General features: G+C 62.3%; 11 protein-coding genes and 1 tRNA gene. 6 read left to right on the forward strand and 6 right to left on the reverse strand.

Annotated elements, in window-relative coordinates; genetic code table 11:
• Positions 1–234: 234 nt before the first annotated feature.
• A complete protein-coding gene (locus V1293_RS21950) occupies positions 235–3441 on the forward strand; it encodes a VCBS domain-containing protein (RefSeq protein WP_334512149.1) in 3207 nt (1068 codons plus the stop codon).
• 354 nt (positions 3442–3795) lie between these two features.
• Positions 3796–6036, forward strand: coding sequence for a VCBS domain-containing protein (locus V1293_RS21955; protein WP_334512151.1), 2241 nt, complete (start codon positions 3796–3798; stop codon positions 6034–6036).
• A 50-nt stretch (positions 6037–6086) separates the two neighbouring features.
• Here V1293_RS21955 and V1293_RS21960 read toward each other — a convergent pair whose 3' ends face one another.
• On the reverse strand, positions 6087–7049 hold the full coding sequence (locus V1293_RS21960) for a Bug family tripartite tricarboxylate transporter substrate binding protein (protein ID WP_334512153.1): 963 nt from the start codon (positions 7047–7049) through the stop codon (positions 6087–6089).
• 249 nt (positions 7050–7298) lie between these two features.
• Between V1293_RS21960 and V1293_RS21965 the strand changes: the two genes are divergently transcribed.
• Together V1293_RS21965 and V1293_RS21970 are read left to right on the forward strand one after the other, a co-directional pair.
• Positions 7299–8213 carry a 2-dehydro-3-deoxygalactonokinase gene (locus V1293_RS21965; protein ID WP_334516843.1) on the forward strand — a complete coding sequence of 305 codons (915 nt, stop codon included), beginning with the start codon at positions 7299–7301 and terminating at the stop codon, positions 8211–8213.
• A gap of 12 nt (positions 8214–8225) precedes the next feature.
• Entirely contained in the window at positions 8226–8864 is a 639-nt protein-coding gene (locus V1293_RS21970) for a 2-dehydro-3-deoxy-6-phosphogalactonate aldolase (RefSeq protein ID WP_334512155.1), read from the forward strand.
• Positions 8865–8918: 54 nt separating this feature from the next.
• On the opposite strand, the gene V1293_RS21975 is transcribed toward V1293_RS21970, so the two are convergent.
• A tRNA-Ser gene (locus tag V1293_RS21975) sits at positions 8919–9008 on the reverse strand.
• Between the two features lie 196 nt (positions 9009–9204).
• Here V1293_RS21975 and V1293_RS21980 point away from each other — a divergent pair.
• Entirely contained in the window at positions 9205–9552 is a 348-nt protein-coding gene (locus tag V1293_RS21980) for a hypothetical protein (RefSeq protein ID WP_334512157.1), read from the forward strand.
• A gap of 53 nt (positions 9553–9605) precedes the next feature.
• On the opposite strand, the gene V1293_RS21985 is transcribed toward V1293_RS21980, so the two are convergent.
• From V1293_RS21985 to V1293_RS21995, 3 genes are all read right to left on the reverse strand, one after another.
• Positions 9606–11066: a trehalose-6-phosphate synthase gene (locus V1293_RS21985; protein WP_334512159.1), complete on the reverse strand. Its 1461-nt coding sequence runs from the start codon at positions 11064–11066 to the stop codon at positions 9606–9608.
• Positions 11067–11262: 196 nt separating this feature from the next.
• Complete coding sequence (otsB, locus tag V1293_RS21990; RefSeq protein WP_334512161.1) at positions 11263–12099, reverse strand: trehalose-phosphatase; 837 nt, start codon at positions 12097–12099, stop codon at positions 11263–11265.
• A 6-nt stretch (positions 12100–12105) separates the two neighbouring features.
• Positions 12106–13608: an MFS transporter gene (locus tag V1293_RS21995; protein ID WP_334512163.1), complete on the reverse strand. Its 1503-nt coding sequence runs from the start codon at positions 13606–13608 to the stop codon at positions 12106–12108.
• A gap of 465 nt (positions 13609–14073) precedes the next feature.
• Here V1293_RS21995 and V1293_RS22000 point away from each other — a divergent pair, with 465 nt between their 5' ends.
• Positions 14074–14427 (forward strand): DUF3175 domain-containing protein, encoded by a 354-nt coding sequence (locus V1293_RS22000; protein WP_334512165.1) that lies wholly within the window; start codon positions 14074–14076, stop codon positions 14425–14427.
• 247 nt (positions 14428–14674) lie between these two features.
• Here V1293_RS22000 and V1293_RS22005 read toward each other — a convergent pair whose 3' ends face one another.
• A complete protein-coding gene (locus V1293_RS22005) occupies positions 14675–16645 on the reverse strand; it encodes a methyl-accepting chemotaxis protein (protein ID WP_334516844.1) in 1971 nt (656 codons plus the stop codon).
• Positions 16646–16840 lie beyond the last annotated feature (195 nt).

A 16840-nucleotide genomic window follows, 5' to 3' on the forward strand; every position in this document is an offset into this window, starting at 1 on the left:
TCGGCCGCGGCGACATTAGCCGATATCGGGGGAAGGCATCATCTGCCATCCGTTCAAAAGGATTACTCCCTTTGAGCCTAAAGCCTAACGCCCATGGATTGGGGTAATTTGAATCAGGAGGTCTCGGCGGCCAGCCTTTCGGCTGGCCGCGCCGGGATAGCTTGACCTCATGGGCTGGGCAAAGCCAGACCACGACAATTTGCACGAGGTAAGTGGCAGGCGGGGGTTACAGCCATGCTCGTCGGGTCCCACGCAGAGACTGGGGACGAACGTAAGGCCGTTGCGGCCCCGCTTCCCCGCATTATCGGCAACGTTCAGACCGCGGCCGGTTTCGGCACCCTCAGGCATGCGACCTGCACGGCCGCTCAAGTCCCGGTCGGCGATCCTCGAAGCCGGCCTGATGCCGGCAGGTTCGGCATGCTGTGGCTCACAGCACTTACCTTCTCGCTTACGAAGAAGGTCCAGGCCGCCGACCCGAACGTCACTTTCCTGGACGACGACAACATCACATACAAGGACCTCGAGCACGGTGCGTTCGAACTCGTGACCAAGGAGGCGGTGCCGCGACGCATCATCGTCGCGGACCCTGGAGAGACAATCGTCCTAAGCAGGATTGGATCCTCAATCAGCGTAAGCCCGAGCGCGAATACCCGTGCCCGGATGGAGGAGCTGCAGGAAGCCCAACAGGACGTACTTGCCAACCTCGCGAAAGGATTGGGGCCGGCCGGGTCGAGCACACCTCCCTTCGTCAATCAACTGCCGGCGCAACGAATCAATTTTATTCAGACCGACACCTCCACAACGCCAAATTTTCTCCCACCGCCGGAGTGGATCAACATCGTAGCTCCCGAGATCGTTTTCGGCAAACTGCCGCCTATGCCGCCGACGCTGAACGCAGTGAGCGGGCCGACCGAAATCGACACAGTGGTGTTTGACGCCTTCACCGCAACGAGCGGAACTTTCGTTGCCAGCAGTCCGCGTAGCGACGCCACGCTCGTCTACAGCATCGGCGGCGGGACCACCGGCATCACGGTGCTGGAAGGGGTGACATACGATATATCCAAGACCGGTCTCTATGGCACGCTTTTCGTCAACAGCACGACCGGCGCTTACACCTACGTCCCGAACAGTGACGCGATCAATGCGCTGACGGCTCCGACGACCGAAAGCTTCACCGTCACGGTGTCGGACGGGACGCTCTCGGCCAATCAAACCTTCACAATCACCATCAATGGCGTCAACGATGCGGCCGTCATTTCCGGCACCACGACCGGTGCGGTAATCGAGGCCAGCGGTGCCGCGCCCGGCATGCCGGCCGCGACCGGCACCCTCACCGATACCGACGTCGACAATACGCCCAACACTTTCACCGCCGTGAGCTCGCCGACGGCGAGCGCGGGCGGCTACGGCACCTTCACGATCACGGCGGCCGGCGCGTGGACTTACACGCTCAACAACGCCAACAGCACGGTGCAGGCGCTCAATGTCGGCGACACGCTGACCGACACCTTCACGGTGACCACCATCGACGGCACCGCACAGGTCGTGACGATCACCATCACCGGCGCCAACGACGCAGCCGTCATCTCCGGCACCACGACCGGCTCCGTGATCGAGACTGGCGCTACCCCTGGCACGCCGACCGCGACCGGTACGCTCACCGATAGCGATGTCGATAATACGCCCAACACCTTCACGGCGGTGAGTTCACCGGCGGCGAGCGCGGGCGGCTACGGCACCTTCACGATGACGGCCGCCGGCGTGTGGACCTACATGCTCGACGATACCAACAGCGTGGTACAGGCGCTCGACGTCGGCGATACGCTGACCGACACCTTCACGGTGACCGCCGTCGACGGCACCGCACAGCAGGTGACGATCACCATCCACGGCGCCAGCGACGCGGACCCCAATGATTTCGACTATTTGGCCACGGGGACGGTTGTCATATCTGATCTACCGTTCGTCTATGGCACTCCCCGAGGCGACAGCATCGCAGGAGGAGGCAACGACGGACAAATCATCTATGGGGGCGCCGGTGATGACACCCTTAACGGTACCGGCAAGGGGGACAACGTCTACGGTGGCTCCGGCAACGACACTATCAAAGGCAATGACGGGGATGACACGATCTACGGAGGCTCGGGAAGCGATACCATCAACGCCAATAATGGAAACGATACCATCATCGGCGGGTTTGGATCGGACCTGCTCACTGGCAGCAATGGAGATGACCGCTTCGTTTATCTGTCCGTAGCAGATTCCAACGCGGCCCAGTTTGACGTCATCTCCGATTTTAGATCCGGATCTGACAGGATCGACTTGGCGGCCCTCGGCGCACTTGCCTTCCTGGCATTGAATTTCGCAAGCACTTCGGTGCCGCCACATACCATCGCCTGGATCTATGACAGCGCGGCGAACGAAACCATCGTGTATGTCAATTCGACCGATCAAACCCTGACCATTGGCTCCTCCGGCCTGCTGGAAATTCATCTGCAGGGGATCGTTAGCGTTGAAGCGTCGGACTTCGTTTACACCTCGGCAACGGCGTCAGCGCCGGTAGTCGGCGAGCCTGTCGATCTTGCGCTAATCGCAACGGCGGCAGGCGATGACGAGACCATCGCCACGGCGACCACCACCGAAGCTTCATCCGACTGGACCGTCCGCGACGGCGCGCTCCTTGCAGACTGGAACTGGACGGTTCGAACGGTCGGCGAGCGCAACAGCTTTGACTTCGCCAGCGACGGCGACGCCCGGACGTATTCGACCGGCTCCACCAATGATGACGCGGCGATTGCTACTCTAACAAGTGGACCGCCAATCGAAGTGCATCACGGTGACTTCACGACGCCTGTGGAGAAAAACTTCGTGCTGGATCAGAAGCCGGTGCTCGACACCAAGATCCACGGCGCGAATTTCGCCGCGCTGAACGATTTGGTCATGCCGTCGCAGGTCGTGAAGGACGCCGCGATTGCTGACGATGCGCAGCGCAATGCAAATCACGGCGGGCCGCACTCCGGAGCTCCGAAAGTGCACGGAAATGGCGGAGACGACCATCATTCCAATTCAGGCGAAGCGAACAAGCACGAAACTGCATACAAGCATGGAGCCTCTGATGTGGAGCCAGCAACCGCCTATGCGGCATCTGGCTCAGCAGCTGCCCATCAGCAGGGGCATGGAGACTCATTCCACTTCAAGGACGAGATGTCCGGCCCCAAAGCTTCGGATGTCGTCGAGAAGGCTTCGGAGATGGACGCCGTCATAGCCCCGATCAGCCCCTCCGACAAAACGGCAGCCCCGGACGATCCATCGACGGTTTCGGAGATAGCCCAATTGATCGAACCGTCTCCATCAAAGCATCACCTGTCTGACTATTTCAATCACGGCGGGGGTCACATCGGGAACGGCCATGCCCATGCGGCGCTCGACCTGATTGTGTGACGGAGCTGCGCTGATTTTCCAGCACTGCCACTTTCGCGTCGCGCGAGTGGCCTACTTCGCTTCACTTGCCTTGATTCCCGAGCTTTCAATGAGCTTGGCTTCGCGCGGCAGATCGACAGTGCGGCGGCCGTCGATTCGAAGTCCGGACCGGTTGGCTCAAGCCTTCTTGCGCTCAAAAGGGACTACTTCTTTTGAGCCTAAAGCCTAACGCCCATGGATTGGGGTAACTTGGGATCAGGAGGTTCTCGGCGGCCTGCCCTCGGCTGGCGGCGCCGGATTATTTTGACCGCATGGGCTGGGCAAAGCCAGACCACGAAAAATCGCACGGGGTAAGTGGCAGGCGGGGTTGGAGCCATGCTCGTCGAGTCCCACGCCGAGACTGGGGACGAACGGAAGGCCGCTGCGGCCCCGCTTCCCCACACTATCGGCAACGTTCGGACCGCCGCCAGTTCCGCCACTCTCAGGCGCGCGACCTGCATTTCCGCTCAAGTCACGCTCGACGATCCTCGAAGCCGCGTTCATGCCGGCGGGTTCGGCATGCTGTGGCTCACAGCCCTGACCTTCGCGCTTGGGAAACAGGCCCAGGCCGCCGAGCCCAACGTCACACTCCTGGACGACGGCAACATCACATACAAGGATCTCGAGCACGGCGCGTTCGAGCTGATCACCAAGGAAGTGATCCCTCGACGCTTCCTCGTCGAGGATCCCGGACAGACCATTATCCTGCGGTCGCAAGGGTCCTCGATCAGCGTGAGTCAGGCCACAAACTCCGCTGCGCGAATGGCCGAATTGCAGGCAGCCCAGCAGGAAGCGCTCGCCATCTTCGAAAAAGGACTGGGGTCGACGGGATCGAGCACGCCTCCTCCGCTCGAACGGCTACCCGTGGAACCGATCAATTTCATTCAGATTGATAATTCTTCCCCAGAGCGGGAATTGCCTGCGTTGCCCGGGTCGATCTTGGCCCCGGTCCCGGAGACCATTTTCGGAAAGCTGCCGCCTCCACCGCCAACGCCGCCGACGCTGAATGCGGTAATCGGGCCGACTGAAATCGACACGACGGTCTTCGACCTCTTCACCGCGACAAGCGGCACTTTCCTTGCCAGCAGCCCCAACAGCGGCGCGACGCTTACCTTCGGCATCAGCGGGGGAACCGCCGGCAGCACCGTCATCGATGGCGTAACCTACGATGTGTCAAGGGCTGGTCCCTACGGCACGCTTTACGTCGATAGCACGACCGGCGCCTATACGTTCGTTCCGGATAATGACGCGATCAATGCGCTTATTGAGCCGACCGCCACGGATTTCACGATCACCGTATCCGACGGGACGCTCTCGGCCGCTCAACCCTTTACGATCGCCATCAACGGCACCAACGACGCGGCCGTCATCTCCGGCGCCACCAATGGCACGGCGATCGAGGCCAGTGGCGTCGCCAACGCCGCGCTGGGCGCGCTGAGCGCCAGCGGGACGCTCACCAGCACCGACGTCGATGACGCGCCCAACACCTTCGCGGCGGTCGGCACACCGACCGAGAGCGCGCGCGGCTTTGGCACCTTCACGATGACGACGGCCGGCGTATGGACCTACACGGTCAACGATGCCAACAGCGCGGTGCAGGCACTCAATGTCGGCGACAAGCTGACCGACTCCTTCACGGTGACCACCATCGACGGCACCCCACAGACGGTGACAGTCACCATCAACGGCACCAACGATGCAGCAGTCATTTCCGGCGCCACGACCGGCTCCGTGACCGAGGACGGTGGCACCAAGTGCGACCCGCCGACCGCGACCGGGACGCTCACCGCTACCGACGTCGACAACGCGCCCGGTTTTACGGCGGTCAATTGCCCGACGGCCAGCGATGCCGGCTATGGCACCTTCACGATGACGTCGGACGGCGTGTGGACCTACACGCTCGACGACGGCAATTGCGCGGTGCAGGCACTTAATGTTGGAGACAAGCTGATTGACTGCTTTACGGTGACCACCATCGACGGGACCCCGCAGGTGGTGAAGATCACCATCAACGGCGCCAACGACGCCGCCGTCATTTGTGGCGCGACGACCGGCTCAGTGACCGAGGCTGGCGCTTGCACATACGGTACGCCGATCGCGACCGGCGCGCTTACCGATACCGACGTCGACAACACGCCCAACACGTTCACGGCAGTATGCGCGCCGAAGGCAAGCGAAAGCGGCTATGGCACCTTCACGATGACGGCGGATGGCGTCTGGACCTACACGCTCGACAACGCCAATTGCGAAGTGCAGGCGCTCAACGACTGCGACACGCTGACCGACTGCTTCAAGGTGACCACCATCGACGGCACCGCACAGGTGGTGACAATCACCATCAACGGCGCCGACGACACGTTCCACTTCAAGGACGAGATATCCGACGTCAGAACTTCGGATGTCATCGACCTTGCAGAGGACATCCCGGCGTCGATCAGCTCCGCCGAAAACGCCGCAGCAACCAGCGCACCGCCAGCGATTTCAGAGGCAGCCCAACCGATCGAGCTGTCTGCACAATGGTGGAATCAGCCGGGTAACGCTGTCACGACCCACGCGACGCACGACCTGATCGTGTGACGGAGCTGCGCCGGTTCCAGCGCAGCCGTTCCACGCCGCACGAGCCGCCCTTACTTCGCTTCGCTCGCCTTGATCCCCGAGCTTTCAACGAGCTTGGCCACCCGTGGCAGGTCGGCGGCGAACAGGCGTGCATGCGCCTCAGGCGTCAACTCGTTGTCGGGGAATGGCAGGGTTCCAAGTTGCTTCAGCTTCTCCAGCAGCTCTGGCTCAGCCAGCGCCGCGCGGAGCGCCGAGTTCAGCGCATTGATGGTCTCCTTGGGCGTGCCCTTTGCCACGTAGAGCCCATGCCACATCGAGTAGCTGACCTCGGGCATGCCGAGCTCGGCGGTGGTCGGCACGTCCTTCAATTGCTCAAGACGTTGTGGCGAGGTGATAGCGATGCCGTGAAGCGTTCCGGCCTGAATCTGCGGCAGCGCGTTGGTCACCTGATCCCACAGAAGATCGATCTGCCCCGCCAGGAGATCGCCGATTGCGGGGGCTGATCCGCGATAAGCCACGACCGTCGGTTTGAAACCGAGCACATTGCCCATCATCACGGCGCACAAATGACTGTTGGTCCCGAGACCGCCATGCGCGAAGTTTGCCTTGTCACCCTGCGCCTTGATCCAGTCCACAAAATCCTTCGGTGCCGCGCCGGGGATCGACTTGCGGCCAATCAGGACCATTGGCGCGTTGTTGACGAGGCCGACCGCCTCAAACGCCGTTTTGGTATCGTAGCGCAGGTTGATGAACAGGCTGGGCGCCGCGAGCAGCGCGACGTGGTTGATCAGGACCGTCGAACCATCAGGCGCCGACCGGGCGACGCGATCATTGGCCAGCGTGCTGCCGCCTCCGACCACGTTCTCGATGATGACGGTCTGGCCGAGCGTGCGCGACATCCGCTCGCCGATGAGGCGTGCGACGGTATCCGTGCCGCCGCCGGCCGCAAACGGGACCACCAGCGTCACCGTTTTCGGGGTCGATTGCGCATGGGCCTGCGGCGCAAGCGCCGCAATCAGGAAACCAAGGCCCATGAGGGCGCTTCTAGAGGGAAGATTGATCACGGTGGCGTCCTCCAAAGTATTTATTTTTGTTGTTATGCCGCATTGTTGCGGACGTGCGCGCGTTGGCGAGACCGCGCCGCGGAAAACAGCGGGCATCGCATGACGGCGGATCATGCTGATTGCAGCGCTGCAAATCAATTACAAAGCGAGCGTAGCTCGCCGGCAGACCGGCGTGATACCATGTCCCCAAGGCGCGGATGGCATCGGAACGGAGTTGAAATGAGCGAGGCTGCATATGTCGCGGTCGACTGGGGCACGAGCAGTTTCCGGCTTTGGCTCGTCGACCGGGCCGGCAACGTGCTGGGAGAACGGCGCAGCCACGAGGGCATGATGGCGGCAGGCAAGCTCGACTTCGCGACCGTGCTGCGATCGCATCTGGAAGCCGTAGGCGCCGCCCCCGGGTTGCCCGTTGTCGTCTGCGGCATGGCCGGCGCCCGAGGCGGGTGGGTTGAAGCCGGATATGTCGACACGCCGGCGCGGCTCGCATCGATCCTGAAGCATGCGGTGCCGGTGCCGGGACAGAACCGAGACATCCGCATCCTCCCGGGAATCGCGCAGCGAGACCGCAACGCGCCGGATGTCATGCGGGGCGAGGAAACGCAGTTGCTCGGTGCGCTGGGCATGGACGCGACTGGCGATGCGGTCGTCTGCATGCCAGGCACGCATTCGAAGTGGGTCAGGGTCAGTGGTGGGACCGTCCTCCGCTTCGCCACGTTCATGACGGGCGAGCTGTTCGACGTCATCTCACGAGAGACGATCCTGTCCCACGCGGTGACCGGCGCCGATGAGGCGGAAAATATCGACGCCTTCAGGTCGGCGGTCATTGCCGCGTTCAAGACGCCTTCGTTGGCCGCCAATCTTTTGTTCCAGGTGCGATCGGGTCAACTCCTCTACGGCGGCACGCCATCCTCGGCCCGCGAAAAAATATCCGGTACTCTGATTGGTCTCGAATTGGCGGCGGGACTTGCCGGAGACGTACCGAGGAGCGGCATCACGCTGGTGGCGTCAGGACGGCTCCAGACGCTTTATCAGTTGGCGTTTGACACGGTCTCCGTTCCTGTCCGATCAATCGGCGCTGAGGATGCGGTCCGTCGCGGCCTTTCGATGGCCGCGGAATCCATTTGGAACGTATAGAGGATCAGACGAATGAGCGTTGTCCCATTTCCCCCGATGAAGCGTCTGCTGGTCGCGATCCTGCGCGGCGTGAGGCCCGAGGAAACGCAGGATATTGTCAGCGCGCTGATCGACAACGACATGACGGCGATAGAGATCCCGCTCAACTCTCCGGATCCGTTCCGCTCCATCGAGATCGCCGTCAGGAAGGCGCCCGCCGGAATCCTGGTGGGTGCCGGCACTGTCCTGACGTTGGACGATGTGGCACGGCTCCATGATGTCGGCGGCCGGCTCATGGTTTCCCCCAACGTCGATCCCGAAGTCATCTCCAGCGCCCGGACCTGCGGCATGGTCACGATGCCCGGCGTCTTTACCCCGACGGAGGCCCTGCTGGCCGCCAAGGCGGGCGCTTCAAGCCTCAAGTTCTTTCCCGCCAGCGTGCTTGGCGCCGCGGGCATCACCGCCATTCGCGCCGTTCTTCCCGCAGACCTGATGATCGCCGCCGTGGGCGGCGTCTCCGACAAGAACTTCCTGGACTACACGCGGGCCGGCATTCTGGCGTTCGGCCTCGGCAGCAGCCTCTACAAACCCGGCATGACGGCAGCCGAGTCGGCTGTTCGCGCCAAGGCGACGATCGACGCGTATGATATGGCGATTCGAGAGGCCCGGTAGAGCAGCGAGAGACAAACTCGCCGACGGCCGCGAAACGAGCCCAGGCCGGACATTTGGCGGAGAGAGTGGGATTCGAACCCACGGTACGGTTTCCCGCACACACGCTTTCCAAGCGTGCGCCTTAAGCCACTCGGCCATCTCTCCGGAGGCCCTCTCTTGAAGGGGCAGGACTGATTTTGCAAGGGAGGCCGGGCGCGGCCGCTAAAATTTCCCCAATTCATTGAATTTATTTGGTTATTTTGATCATCCGGCATCGGACAGTTGGCGCCTTGTCGGGCCTTGAACCGGAATCCGGCCACGATCGACGACGACAAGTGGCAACCCATCGGTGGAGGACGGCATGATGATCACGCGGACACTTCAATTCTCCATCCTGGTATCGGCCCTTGCGCTGGGCGCCACCGGCCCCGCGATGGCGCAGTCCTGCACCCGCCAGGGCGTGGACGTCACCTGCGACGACGGCAGGCGCGGGATTTTCGCCGGCGAATCGCTCATCTGGGCGGACGGCACGCGGTCGAACCTGGTCTCGCCGCATCCGAGCGTCATCATCGGTAACAAGTCGTCGGTCGTGATCGGCCCCGGCGTGTTCGCCGGTAACGGGAAGGGCGGTTACGTGCCGATGGAAAATCCGAGCGCGCCGACCAAGGCGCGCTGCCCCGTGCTGGATGGCGTGTCGTATTGTTATTGAGTTGAGTGCTTGGATTCCCTCTCCTCAGGATGAGGAAGACAGCCGCTCCGGGACTAATGATACCGCGCACCGTTATTGTTGGCGGAGCGAAGCGGCCATAGTGCGGGCTCGGTCACCACAGTCGCCAATTCTTCCCGGTCGAGCTGGCATTCGCGCAGCGCGTCGGTGAAGTCGGCGAACCATTGCTGGATCGTGTGGCCGCGCAGCTTCGCCATCATCGCTTCCCAGCGCATCCGACGTTCGGTCAGCGGCATCGACAGCGCGACCGCGATGGTGCGCGCCATGCCGTCGATATCGTGCGGATTGACCAGCAGCGCGGTGTCGAGCTCGTTGGCGGCGCCGGCGAATTTCGACAGCACGAGCACGCCGGGGTCGACCGGGTTTTGCGCGGCGACATATTCCTTGGCGACGAGATTCATCCCATCCTGCAGCGGCGTCACCACGCCGACCTGCGCGGCGCGATAGAGGCCCGCCAGCACGGCCTGGCCGTAGCCCTTGTTGAGATAGCGGATCGGCGTCCAGTCCACCTCGCCATGCACACCGTTGACGTCGCTGACCAACCTCGCGACCTCACTCTGCAGATTGCCGTAGGCCTCGATCGCGCCGCGCGAGGGCGTCGCGATCTGCAGCAGCGACGCCGTGCGCGCCAGCGACGGATGCAGCGTCCACATCCGGTCGAACGCCTTGATGCGGTTGATCAGGCCCTTGGAATAATCCAGCCGATCGACGCCGATCGCGAGCTTCTCGCCATTGAGGCTGCGCCGCAGCCGCGAGACATCCGGATGGGTCGACGCCTTCGCCGCCAGTTGTGCGAATTGCTGGGGATCGATGCCTATCGGAAATACCGCGGCGCGCGTGCGGCCATAGCGCGAAATGATGACGCCGTCATGCACGACGAGGCCGAGATCGGACTGAGCGTAAGACAGGAAGTTCTCGCAATCTTCCTCGGTCTGAAAACCGATCAGATCATAGGCCAGCATCGCCTCGATCAGCTCGCGATGATGCGGCACGCCGCCGATCACCGAACGCGCCGGCCACGGCGTGTGCAGGAAGAAGCCGATCGGCTGCGTGACGCCGAGATCGCGCAACTCGGCGCCGAGCGCGAGGAAATGATAGTCCTGAATCCAGAACGCCGAATCCGTTTTCCGGAATCGCAACAGCGCACGCGCCATGAAGGCGTTCACTTCGCGATAGCTGAGATAGTCCTCTTGCGTGGCGCGGATCAGATCGGCGCGCGAATGCAACGCCGGCCACAACGTGGAATTCGCAAAACCTTCGTAATAGCCGCCGTAATGCGCGGCCGGCAGGTCGAGCATCGCAAGCGCACCGGTACCCAGTGCTTCGATTTCGGCAAAAGGTTCCTTCAGGTTCCCGTCGCGGACCCTTCCGCTGGAACCGACCCAGATAGCGCCCGACTTCTCGACGATCGGCAACAACGCCGCGGCGAGTCCCCCCGTCATGGGTTCGTTGGGTTTTCCGCGGGAAACGCGGTTAGAAACGACGACGAGGTTCAAAGGTCCCCTCCCGTTGATGCGCTCGCGTTAACAACCGTTCATCAATATGGTTCCTGATCACCCTTTCAACGAATTGAAACCAAATTCGGGCTACGGCGTGCAGGAACTCACCGGAACTCACGAAAAATAAAATGTATCGCGAACCTCGGCATCAAGCGCGAGAATCTGTGGTCGAAAGCCGTCGAGACCAAAAACATTATGGCAGCGGTGCGTCCCTTTCGTCGTCAAGCAGGTGCGCGAGAAATTCACGCACGTCGCTCGGCGCATCGAAGTGTCCGGCCACGCCCTTGGCGCGGCGTCCGACGGAGAAGGCAAGGCCATCGAGATCAGGCATGATCGCAAACACGGTCTCGTCGGTGACGTCGTCGCCGATGAAGAACGGCCGGCGGCCCTTGAAAGGTTCGCGTTTCATCAACTCGTGCACGCCGCTCGCCTTGGTGAAGCCGGAATGCTTGATCTCGCAAACGCATTTGCCGGGCAGCACCTCGATCGGCGCGTTGGGCAGATCGGCCCTGATCAGCGACACCGCGGCATAGATCGCCTTCTCGGCGTGCGGGGCGAGGCGGTAGTGCAGCGCCAGCGAGTAACCCTTGTCTTCCAGCAATATTCCTGGGCTCAGCTTTGCGATCGCGGCCAGCCGGCGTTTCAATTCCTTGTCCAGTGGCGGCGCATGGGCGTCCACTGACTCGCTGTCCGGCTCGATCCGCATCTCGGCGCCATGGCCGCCGACCGCCGGAAATTGATCGGGCGCAAAAATCAAGTCGATATCGTTGAGCGAGCGGCCGCTGACCAGCGCCAGCGCGCCGTTGGTTCGCACCAGCAGGCGGTTCAGGGTCTTCGCCAGGCCCGGCGGCACCCAGACTTCGCGCGGCGTCGGCATCAGATCGAGCAGCGTACCGTCGATGTCGAGCAGGATCGCGGTTTCGCTTAAGTGCGGCACCAGCGAGCTCGGCACCGGAACGGTTTCCGGCGCGGCTTCGTCTTCGCGGACGATATCTTCTTCCAACGGCATTTCCAGCAGATCCTCATTCATCTCATCCTACTCCACAAATGCGAGCGGCCGTGCGACAGATTCGAGCGACTTGCGCTCGGCCGCGATGGCGTATTTCCAGGCCACGATGGCGGCCACGATCATCAATGCCGACCCGAACAGGTAGCCGGCGAAGACACTGTTACGCGATCCGGTATCGATCAGGGCGCCGAACAGCGCCGGTCCTGCCACGCCGCCAATGCCCGTTCCGATCGCGTAGAACAGTGCAATCGCGAGCGCGCGCACCTCCAGCGGAAACGTCTCGCTGACGGTGAGATAGGCCGCACTCGCCGCCGGCGAGGCAAAGAAGAAGATCACCATCCAGGCGATGGTCTGGGTCTGCGCAGTCAGAACGCCGATCGAGAACAGATAGCCCGACAGCGCAAGCAAAATGCCCGACACGCCATAGGTCACCATGATCATCATGCGCCGGCCCAGCGTATCGAACAGCCGGCCGAGCAACAGCGGCCCGAGGAAATTGCCTGCCGCAAACGGCAGGATGTACCAGCCGACATCGTTGGCCGGGATGCCGAAGAAATCGGTCAGCACCAGCGCGAAGGTAAAGAAGATGGCGTTGTAGAAGAACGCCTGCGACGCCATCAGCACCAGCCCGACCAGCGAACGCTTCCGGTACCTCGTGAACAATGTATGCGCCACTTCTCCCAGCGGCGTATGGCTGCGCATCTTCAGCCTGACCTTCGGGAACACCTCGTCGGCCGGATGATCCGAATGTCTCGTAGATGCCCTCTCGATATCGTCGACGATCGCGTGCGCTTCGTCAGGGCGGCCATGGATCATCAGCCAGCGCGGGCTTTCCGGAATCCACATCCGCATCACGAAGACGATCAGGCCGAGAGCTGCGCCGATGAAGTAAGCCAGCCGCCAGCCGAGATCCGGCGCCAGCACGTTGGGATCGAGCAGCACGATGGCGGCGACCGCGCCGATCGCAGCCCCGATCCAGAAGCTGCCGTTGATCACAAGATCAGTCCAGCCGCGATAGCGCGCCGGCACCAGCTCCTGGATCGTCGAATTGATCGCGGTATATTCGCCGCCGATCCCCGCCCCGGTCAGGAAGCGAAACAGCGCGTAACTCGCCACGTTCCACGACAGCGCGGTGGCGGCCGTCGCGGTGAGATACAGCGCGAGCGTAATGAAGAACAGTTTCTTGCGCCCGATGCGATCCGTGAGCCAGCCGAAGCCAAGCGCCCCGAGCACCGCACCCGCGAGATAGGCGCTGTTGGCGAGACCAACATCGAAATTCGAAAATTGCAGCGTCGGGCTTTCCTTGAGCGCGCCCGACAAGGCGCCCGCCAGCGTGACTTCCAGCCCGTCCAGAATCCAGGTGATGCCGAGCGCAGCCACGACGCGCGTGTGAAAACCGCCCCAGCGCAGACAATCGAGCCGCGCAGGGATGCTGGTCTCGACGACGCCGTCGCTATCCTGTTTCAGCGGCGCGGAAATGGAGGCGCTCTCACCCACCGCCGCACCGTGCCGTATTGCTTTCGGAACCATCCGATTGGACCAATGAAAAAACACCCCCGGAACGCCCCAGCCCCAGGGTTTTCGCGTCAAATTGCGGCAAACATGATGCCCGACCCCAAGATAACCCCCTTGGAGGGGTGGGGTTCCGGGGCTTTGGGTGGCGAAATTGCATAGCTGTCGGAATGCCCCGCGCGAAGGCTGGGCATCCAGCGCGCCTAATCCTCAATACGTCATTGCGAGCGAAGCGAAGCAATCCACCTCGCCGCTTGCGGAGACATCGATTGCTTCGTCGCTTTCGCTTCTCGCAATGACGTGGAGCTTCCGAGTTCAAATCTCAAACAGTTCACAGGATGGATGGAGCGAAGCGATGAAAAATTACATCCTCGCGACGCGGGTAGCGGAGGCGCCTGCCAGCAACGTCACCGTCATTCGAACAACGACAAGGAACCGAACCATCGGACGACCGTTTTCGGCAAAACAGCAATGGAGCCGACCATGGCCGAGCGACGGAAGACGACACGCCCACGAAAGACTGCAGCCCGAAAAACCAGCCGCACGACAACTGCGAAGAAATCATCGCCGAAGCGATGGTCGCAACGGGTCACCCGGGAAAGCGACGCGCTCGATCTGAAACCCGGCGTCTTCAAGCTGACCAGCGCAAAGAAAATCGCGGCATCGCTCAAGCGCTCCGCCGAACATAGTTCGCGCCGCAAGGCCGGCGCCTATCGCTCGGCGCTGTCGATGCTGACGTTTTATATCAACCGCGCGGGCAAGACGTTGCCAAAGACGGAGCGCACAAGGCTGGAGCGCGCGAAGGTCGAGCTGAAGCACCAGTTCGGGAGGGAGTAGTCTCGCTGTCGTCCCTGCGAAAACAGGGGCGCCAGGTTAATAGGTTCTCGCCTTTCCCCCCACGGTCGTCCCTGCGAACGCAGGGACCCATACCGCGTGATCCATCGAGGAAGCGTGGTGGGCGACACTCTGTGTTAATCAACTAGCGCTGTGGGCTGCTGAAGCGAAGCCGTCGCACGGCGTACCCTTCATACCGGCCGCGGCGTATGGGCCCCTGCTTTCGCAGGGGCGACGGCGATGGATACTCTCACGCCGCCCTGATATTCGCCATGAAGCGGTCGAGCTCTTCGCGCAGGCGACTGCTTTCACTCGACAGCGTGCGCGCCGAATTCAGCACCTCCTCGGAAGCCGAGCCGGTTTCGGTTGCGCCGCGATTGACGTGCATGACGTTGGCGGCGGCCTCCTGCGTACCTTGCGCGACGTTCTGGACGCTGCGCGCGATTTCCTGCGTCGCCGAGCTTTGCTGCTCGACGGCGCTGGCGATCGTCGCGGCGATGTCGGAGATTTTTCCGATGGTGCCGCCGATCTCCTTGATCGCAGCGACCGATTCCTGCGTCGCGCCCTGCATGCCCGAGATGTGATTGGAAATTTCGTCGGTCGCTTTCGCAGTCTGGCTGGCCAGCGACTTGACCTCGGACGCAACCACCGCAAAGCCGCGGCCGGCATCGCCGGCACGCGCCGCCTCGATGGTGGCGTTCAACGCCAGCAGATTGGTCTGCTCGGCAATCGCCGTGATCAGCTTGACGACGTCGCCGATCTCCTGCGCGGCGCGCGACAGCTTGCCGATCCGCCCGTCGGTCTGTTCGGCCTGGCGCACGGCGGCTTCCGCGATCTGGCTGCTTTCCTTGACGCGGCGCCCGATCTCGTCGACGGACGCCGACAATTCCTCGGTCGCTGATGCCACCGACTGCATATTGGTGGAGGCTTCTTCCGAGGCGCCGGCGACCTGGCTCGACAGGCTCTGGGTGGTTTCCGCGGTCCGCGTCAGTGTGCCCGCCGCGGCTTCGAGCTGCACGGCGGAAGATGAAACGTTAGCGACAATGGCGCCAACCGCTGCTTCGAATTCGTCGGCGAAGCGAATGAGTTCGGCGCGGCGCGCGGCGCTCGCAGCCTTGTTTTGCGCTTCCTGGGTAGCGGCGTCGCGCTCGGCGCGGGCGATGGCCTGCACCTTGAACTCTTCGACCGCGCTCGCCATCTCGCCGAGTTCGTCCTTGCGGCCAAGGCCCGGCAGAACAACTTCGAAATTGCCGGCGGCGAGTTCGCGCATCGCACTGCACATCGCCGTCATCGGCCGGGATATGCCCTTGCCGAGCAGCAGCGCCAGCAAACCGCCGAGCACGAAACCGCCGGCGGCCAGCATCAGGATCAGCCGCTCGGTCTCGCCGATGGTCGCGTCCGACTCGGCTTCGAGCCGCTTCTGGTCGGCCAGCAGGTCCGACTTCATCGCCGCCGAGCCCTTGTTGATGGCGGCGGCCGACTCCGTCATTTCCAGAATAAGCTCGTCGATCTCCTTGGCATTATCGACCAGCTTGGCGAGCGACTTCTGGTATTGTTCCAGGAGAGCCGAGATCTCCTGGACCCCCTCACGAAGCTTGTCATTGTTCGCCGGGATCGCCTTTATCGAACTGCCGAGGAATTTCAGGCGCGCGAGTGCGCTGGATGCGACCGTTTTGTCCGAGTTGATGACGAACGTATTGGCTAGTCCGACCACGGCCTGAAGCTCATCGGCCACTTTTTTCGCGCTGAAGGTGACCGCCTGAAGCTCGGATTCATCGGCGTCGCTGGGAAGATCATCGAGCTTGTAATAGAGCGACTGGCCGCTGCGCGTGAGCTGATTTTGCGCGATCCGCGCGCTCTCGTCCTTGACCTTGAGGATATCGGCGAAAATCTTGGTGAAGATACGGAATTCCCGCTCCAGTTTGACGATCTGCTCGAGCCGTGTCGGGTTGGTGGTCCCCTTCATCGAGGCCGTGATCGCGTCCTTCAGGCTGGCTTCGGCCGCCAGCGCCGCCTTGCCGTCCTCTTCCTTTCCGGTGACCACGAAATAGCGGGCGAGCGAGCGATAGGAGATCAGCTCGCGATCGATGTCGCGAGACAGATCCGCCTCCTGCACGCTGTGCCGGTAGGAGTCCACGCCGGCCGAAACATTTTCGAAGCCGAGATAGGCAAAACCCATGCTGGCGGCCGAAATTGCCAGCACGACGGCAAAGCCAAGCATGATCTTGGCGCGGAACCGCAGGGTTGGGAGCTTGAATAACGAGCCGCTACGCTTCAAGAATCGCACGTCACACCCCGTTTTCGTTCTGAAAAACAGGCATCGGGAGGCCCAGCCCCCAATCCGGCGCACAAACTTAAGGCAGAATGGATAAAGGTACGTAAATCCGGGCAAAAGTTGCAGGGACGGCTCTTTCCC

The sequence above is a fragment of the Bradyrhizobium sp. AZCC 1693 genome (assembly GCF_036924745.1).
Classification (GTDB): domain Bacteria; phylum Pseudomonadota; class Alphaproteobacteria; order Rhizobiales; family Xanthobacteraceae; genus Bradyrhizobium.

Bases quoted from the DNA above. Each gene is read 5' to 3' on its own strand.
- V1293_RS21955 (WP_334512151.1), top strand. From the start codon at position 3,796: ATGCTCGTCGAGTCCCACGCCGAGACTGGGGACGAACGGAAGGCCGCT.
- V1293_RS22000 (WP_334512165.1), top strand. From the start codon at position 14,074: ATGGCCGAGCGACGGAAGACGACACGCCCACGAAAGACTGCAGCCCGA.
- V1293_RS21995 (WP_334512163.1), bottom strand. From the start codon at position 13,608: ATGGTTCCGAAAGCAATACGGCACGGTGCGGCGGTGGGTGAGAGCGCC.
- V1293_RS21970 (WP_334512155.1), top strand. From the start codon at position 8,226: ATGAGCGTTGTCCCATTTCCCCCGATGAAGCGTCTGCTGGTCGCGATC.
- V1293_RS21950 (WP_334512149.1), top strand. From the start codon at position 235: ATGCTCGTCGGGTCCCACGCAGAGACTGGGGACGAACGTAAGGCCGTT.
- V1293_RS22005 (WP_334516844.1), bottom strand. From the start codon at position 16,645: ATGCTTGGCTTTGCCGTCGTGCTGGCAATTTCGGCCGCCAGCATGGGT.
- otsB (WP_334512161.1), bottom strand. From the start codon at position 12,099: ATGAATGAGGATCTGCTGGAAATGCCGTTGGAAGAAGATATCGTCCGC.
- V1293_RS21980 (WP_334512157.1), top strand. From the start codon at position 9,205: ATGATGATCACGCGGACACTTCAATTCTCCATCCTGGTATCGGCCCTT.
- V1293_RS21960 (WP_334512153.1), bottom strand. From the start codon at position 7,049: ATGGGCCTTGGTTTCCTGATTGCGGCGCTTGCGCCGCAGGCCCATGCG.
- V1293_RS21965 (WP_334516843.1), top strand. From the start codon at position 7,299: ATGAGCGAGGCTGCATATGTCGCGGTCGACTGGGGCACGAGCAGTTTC.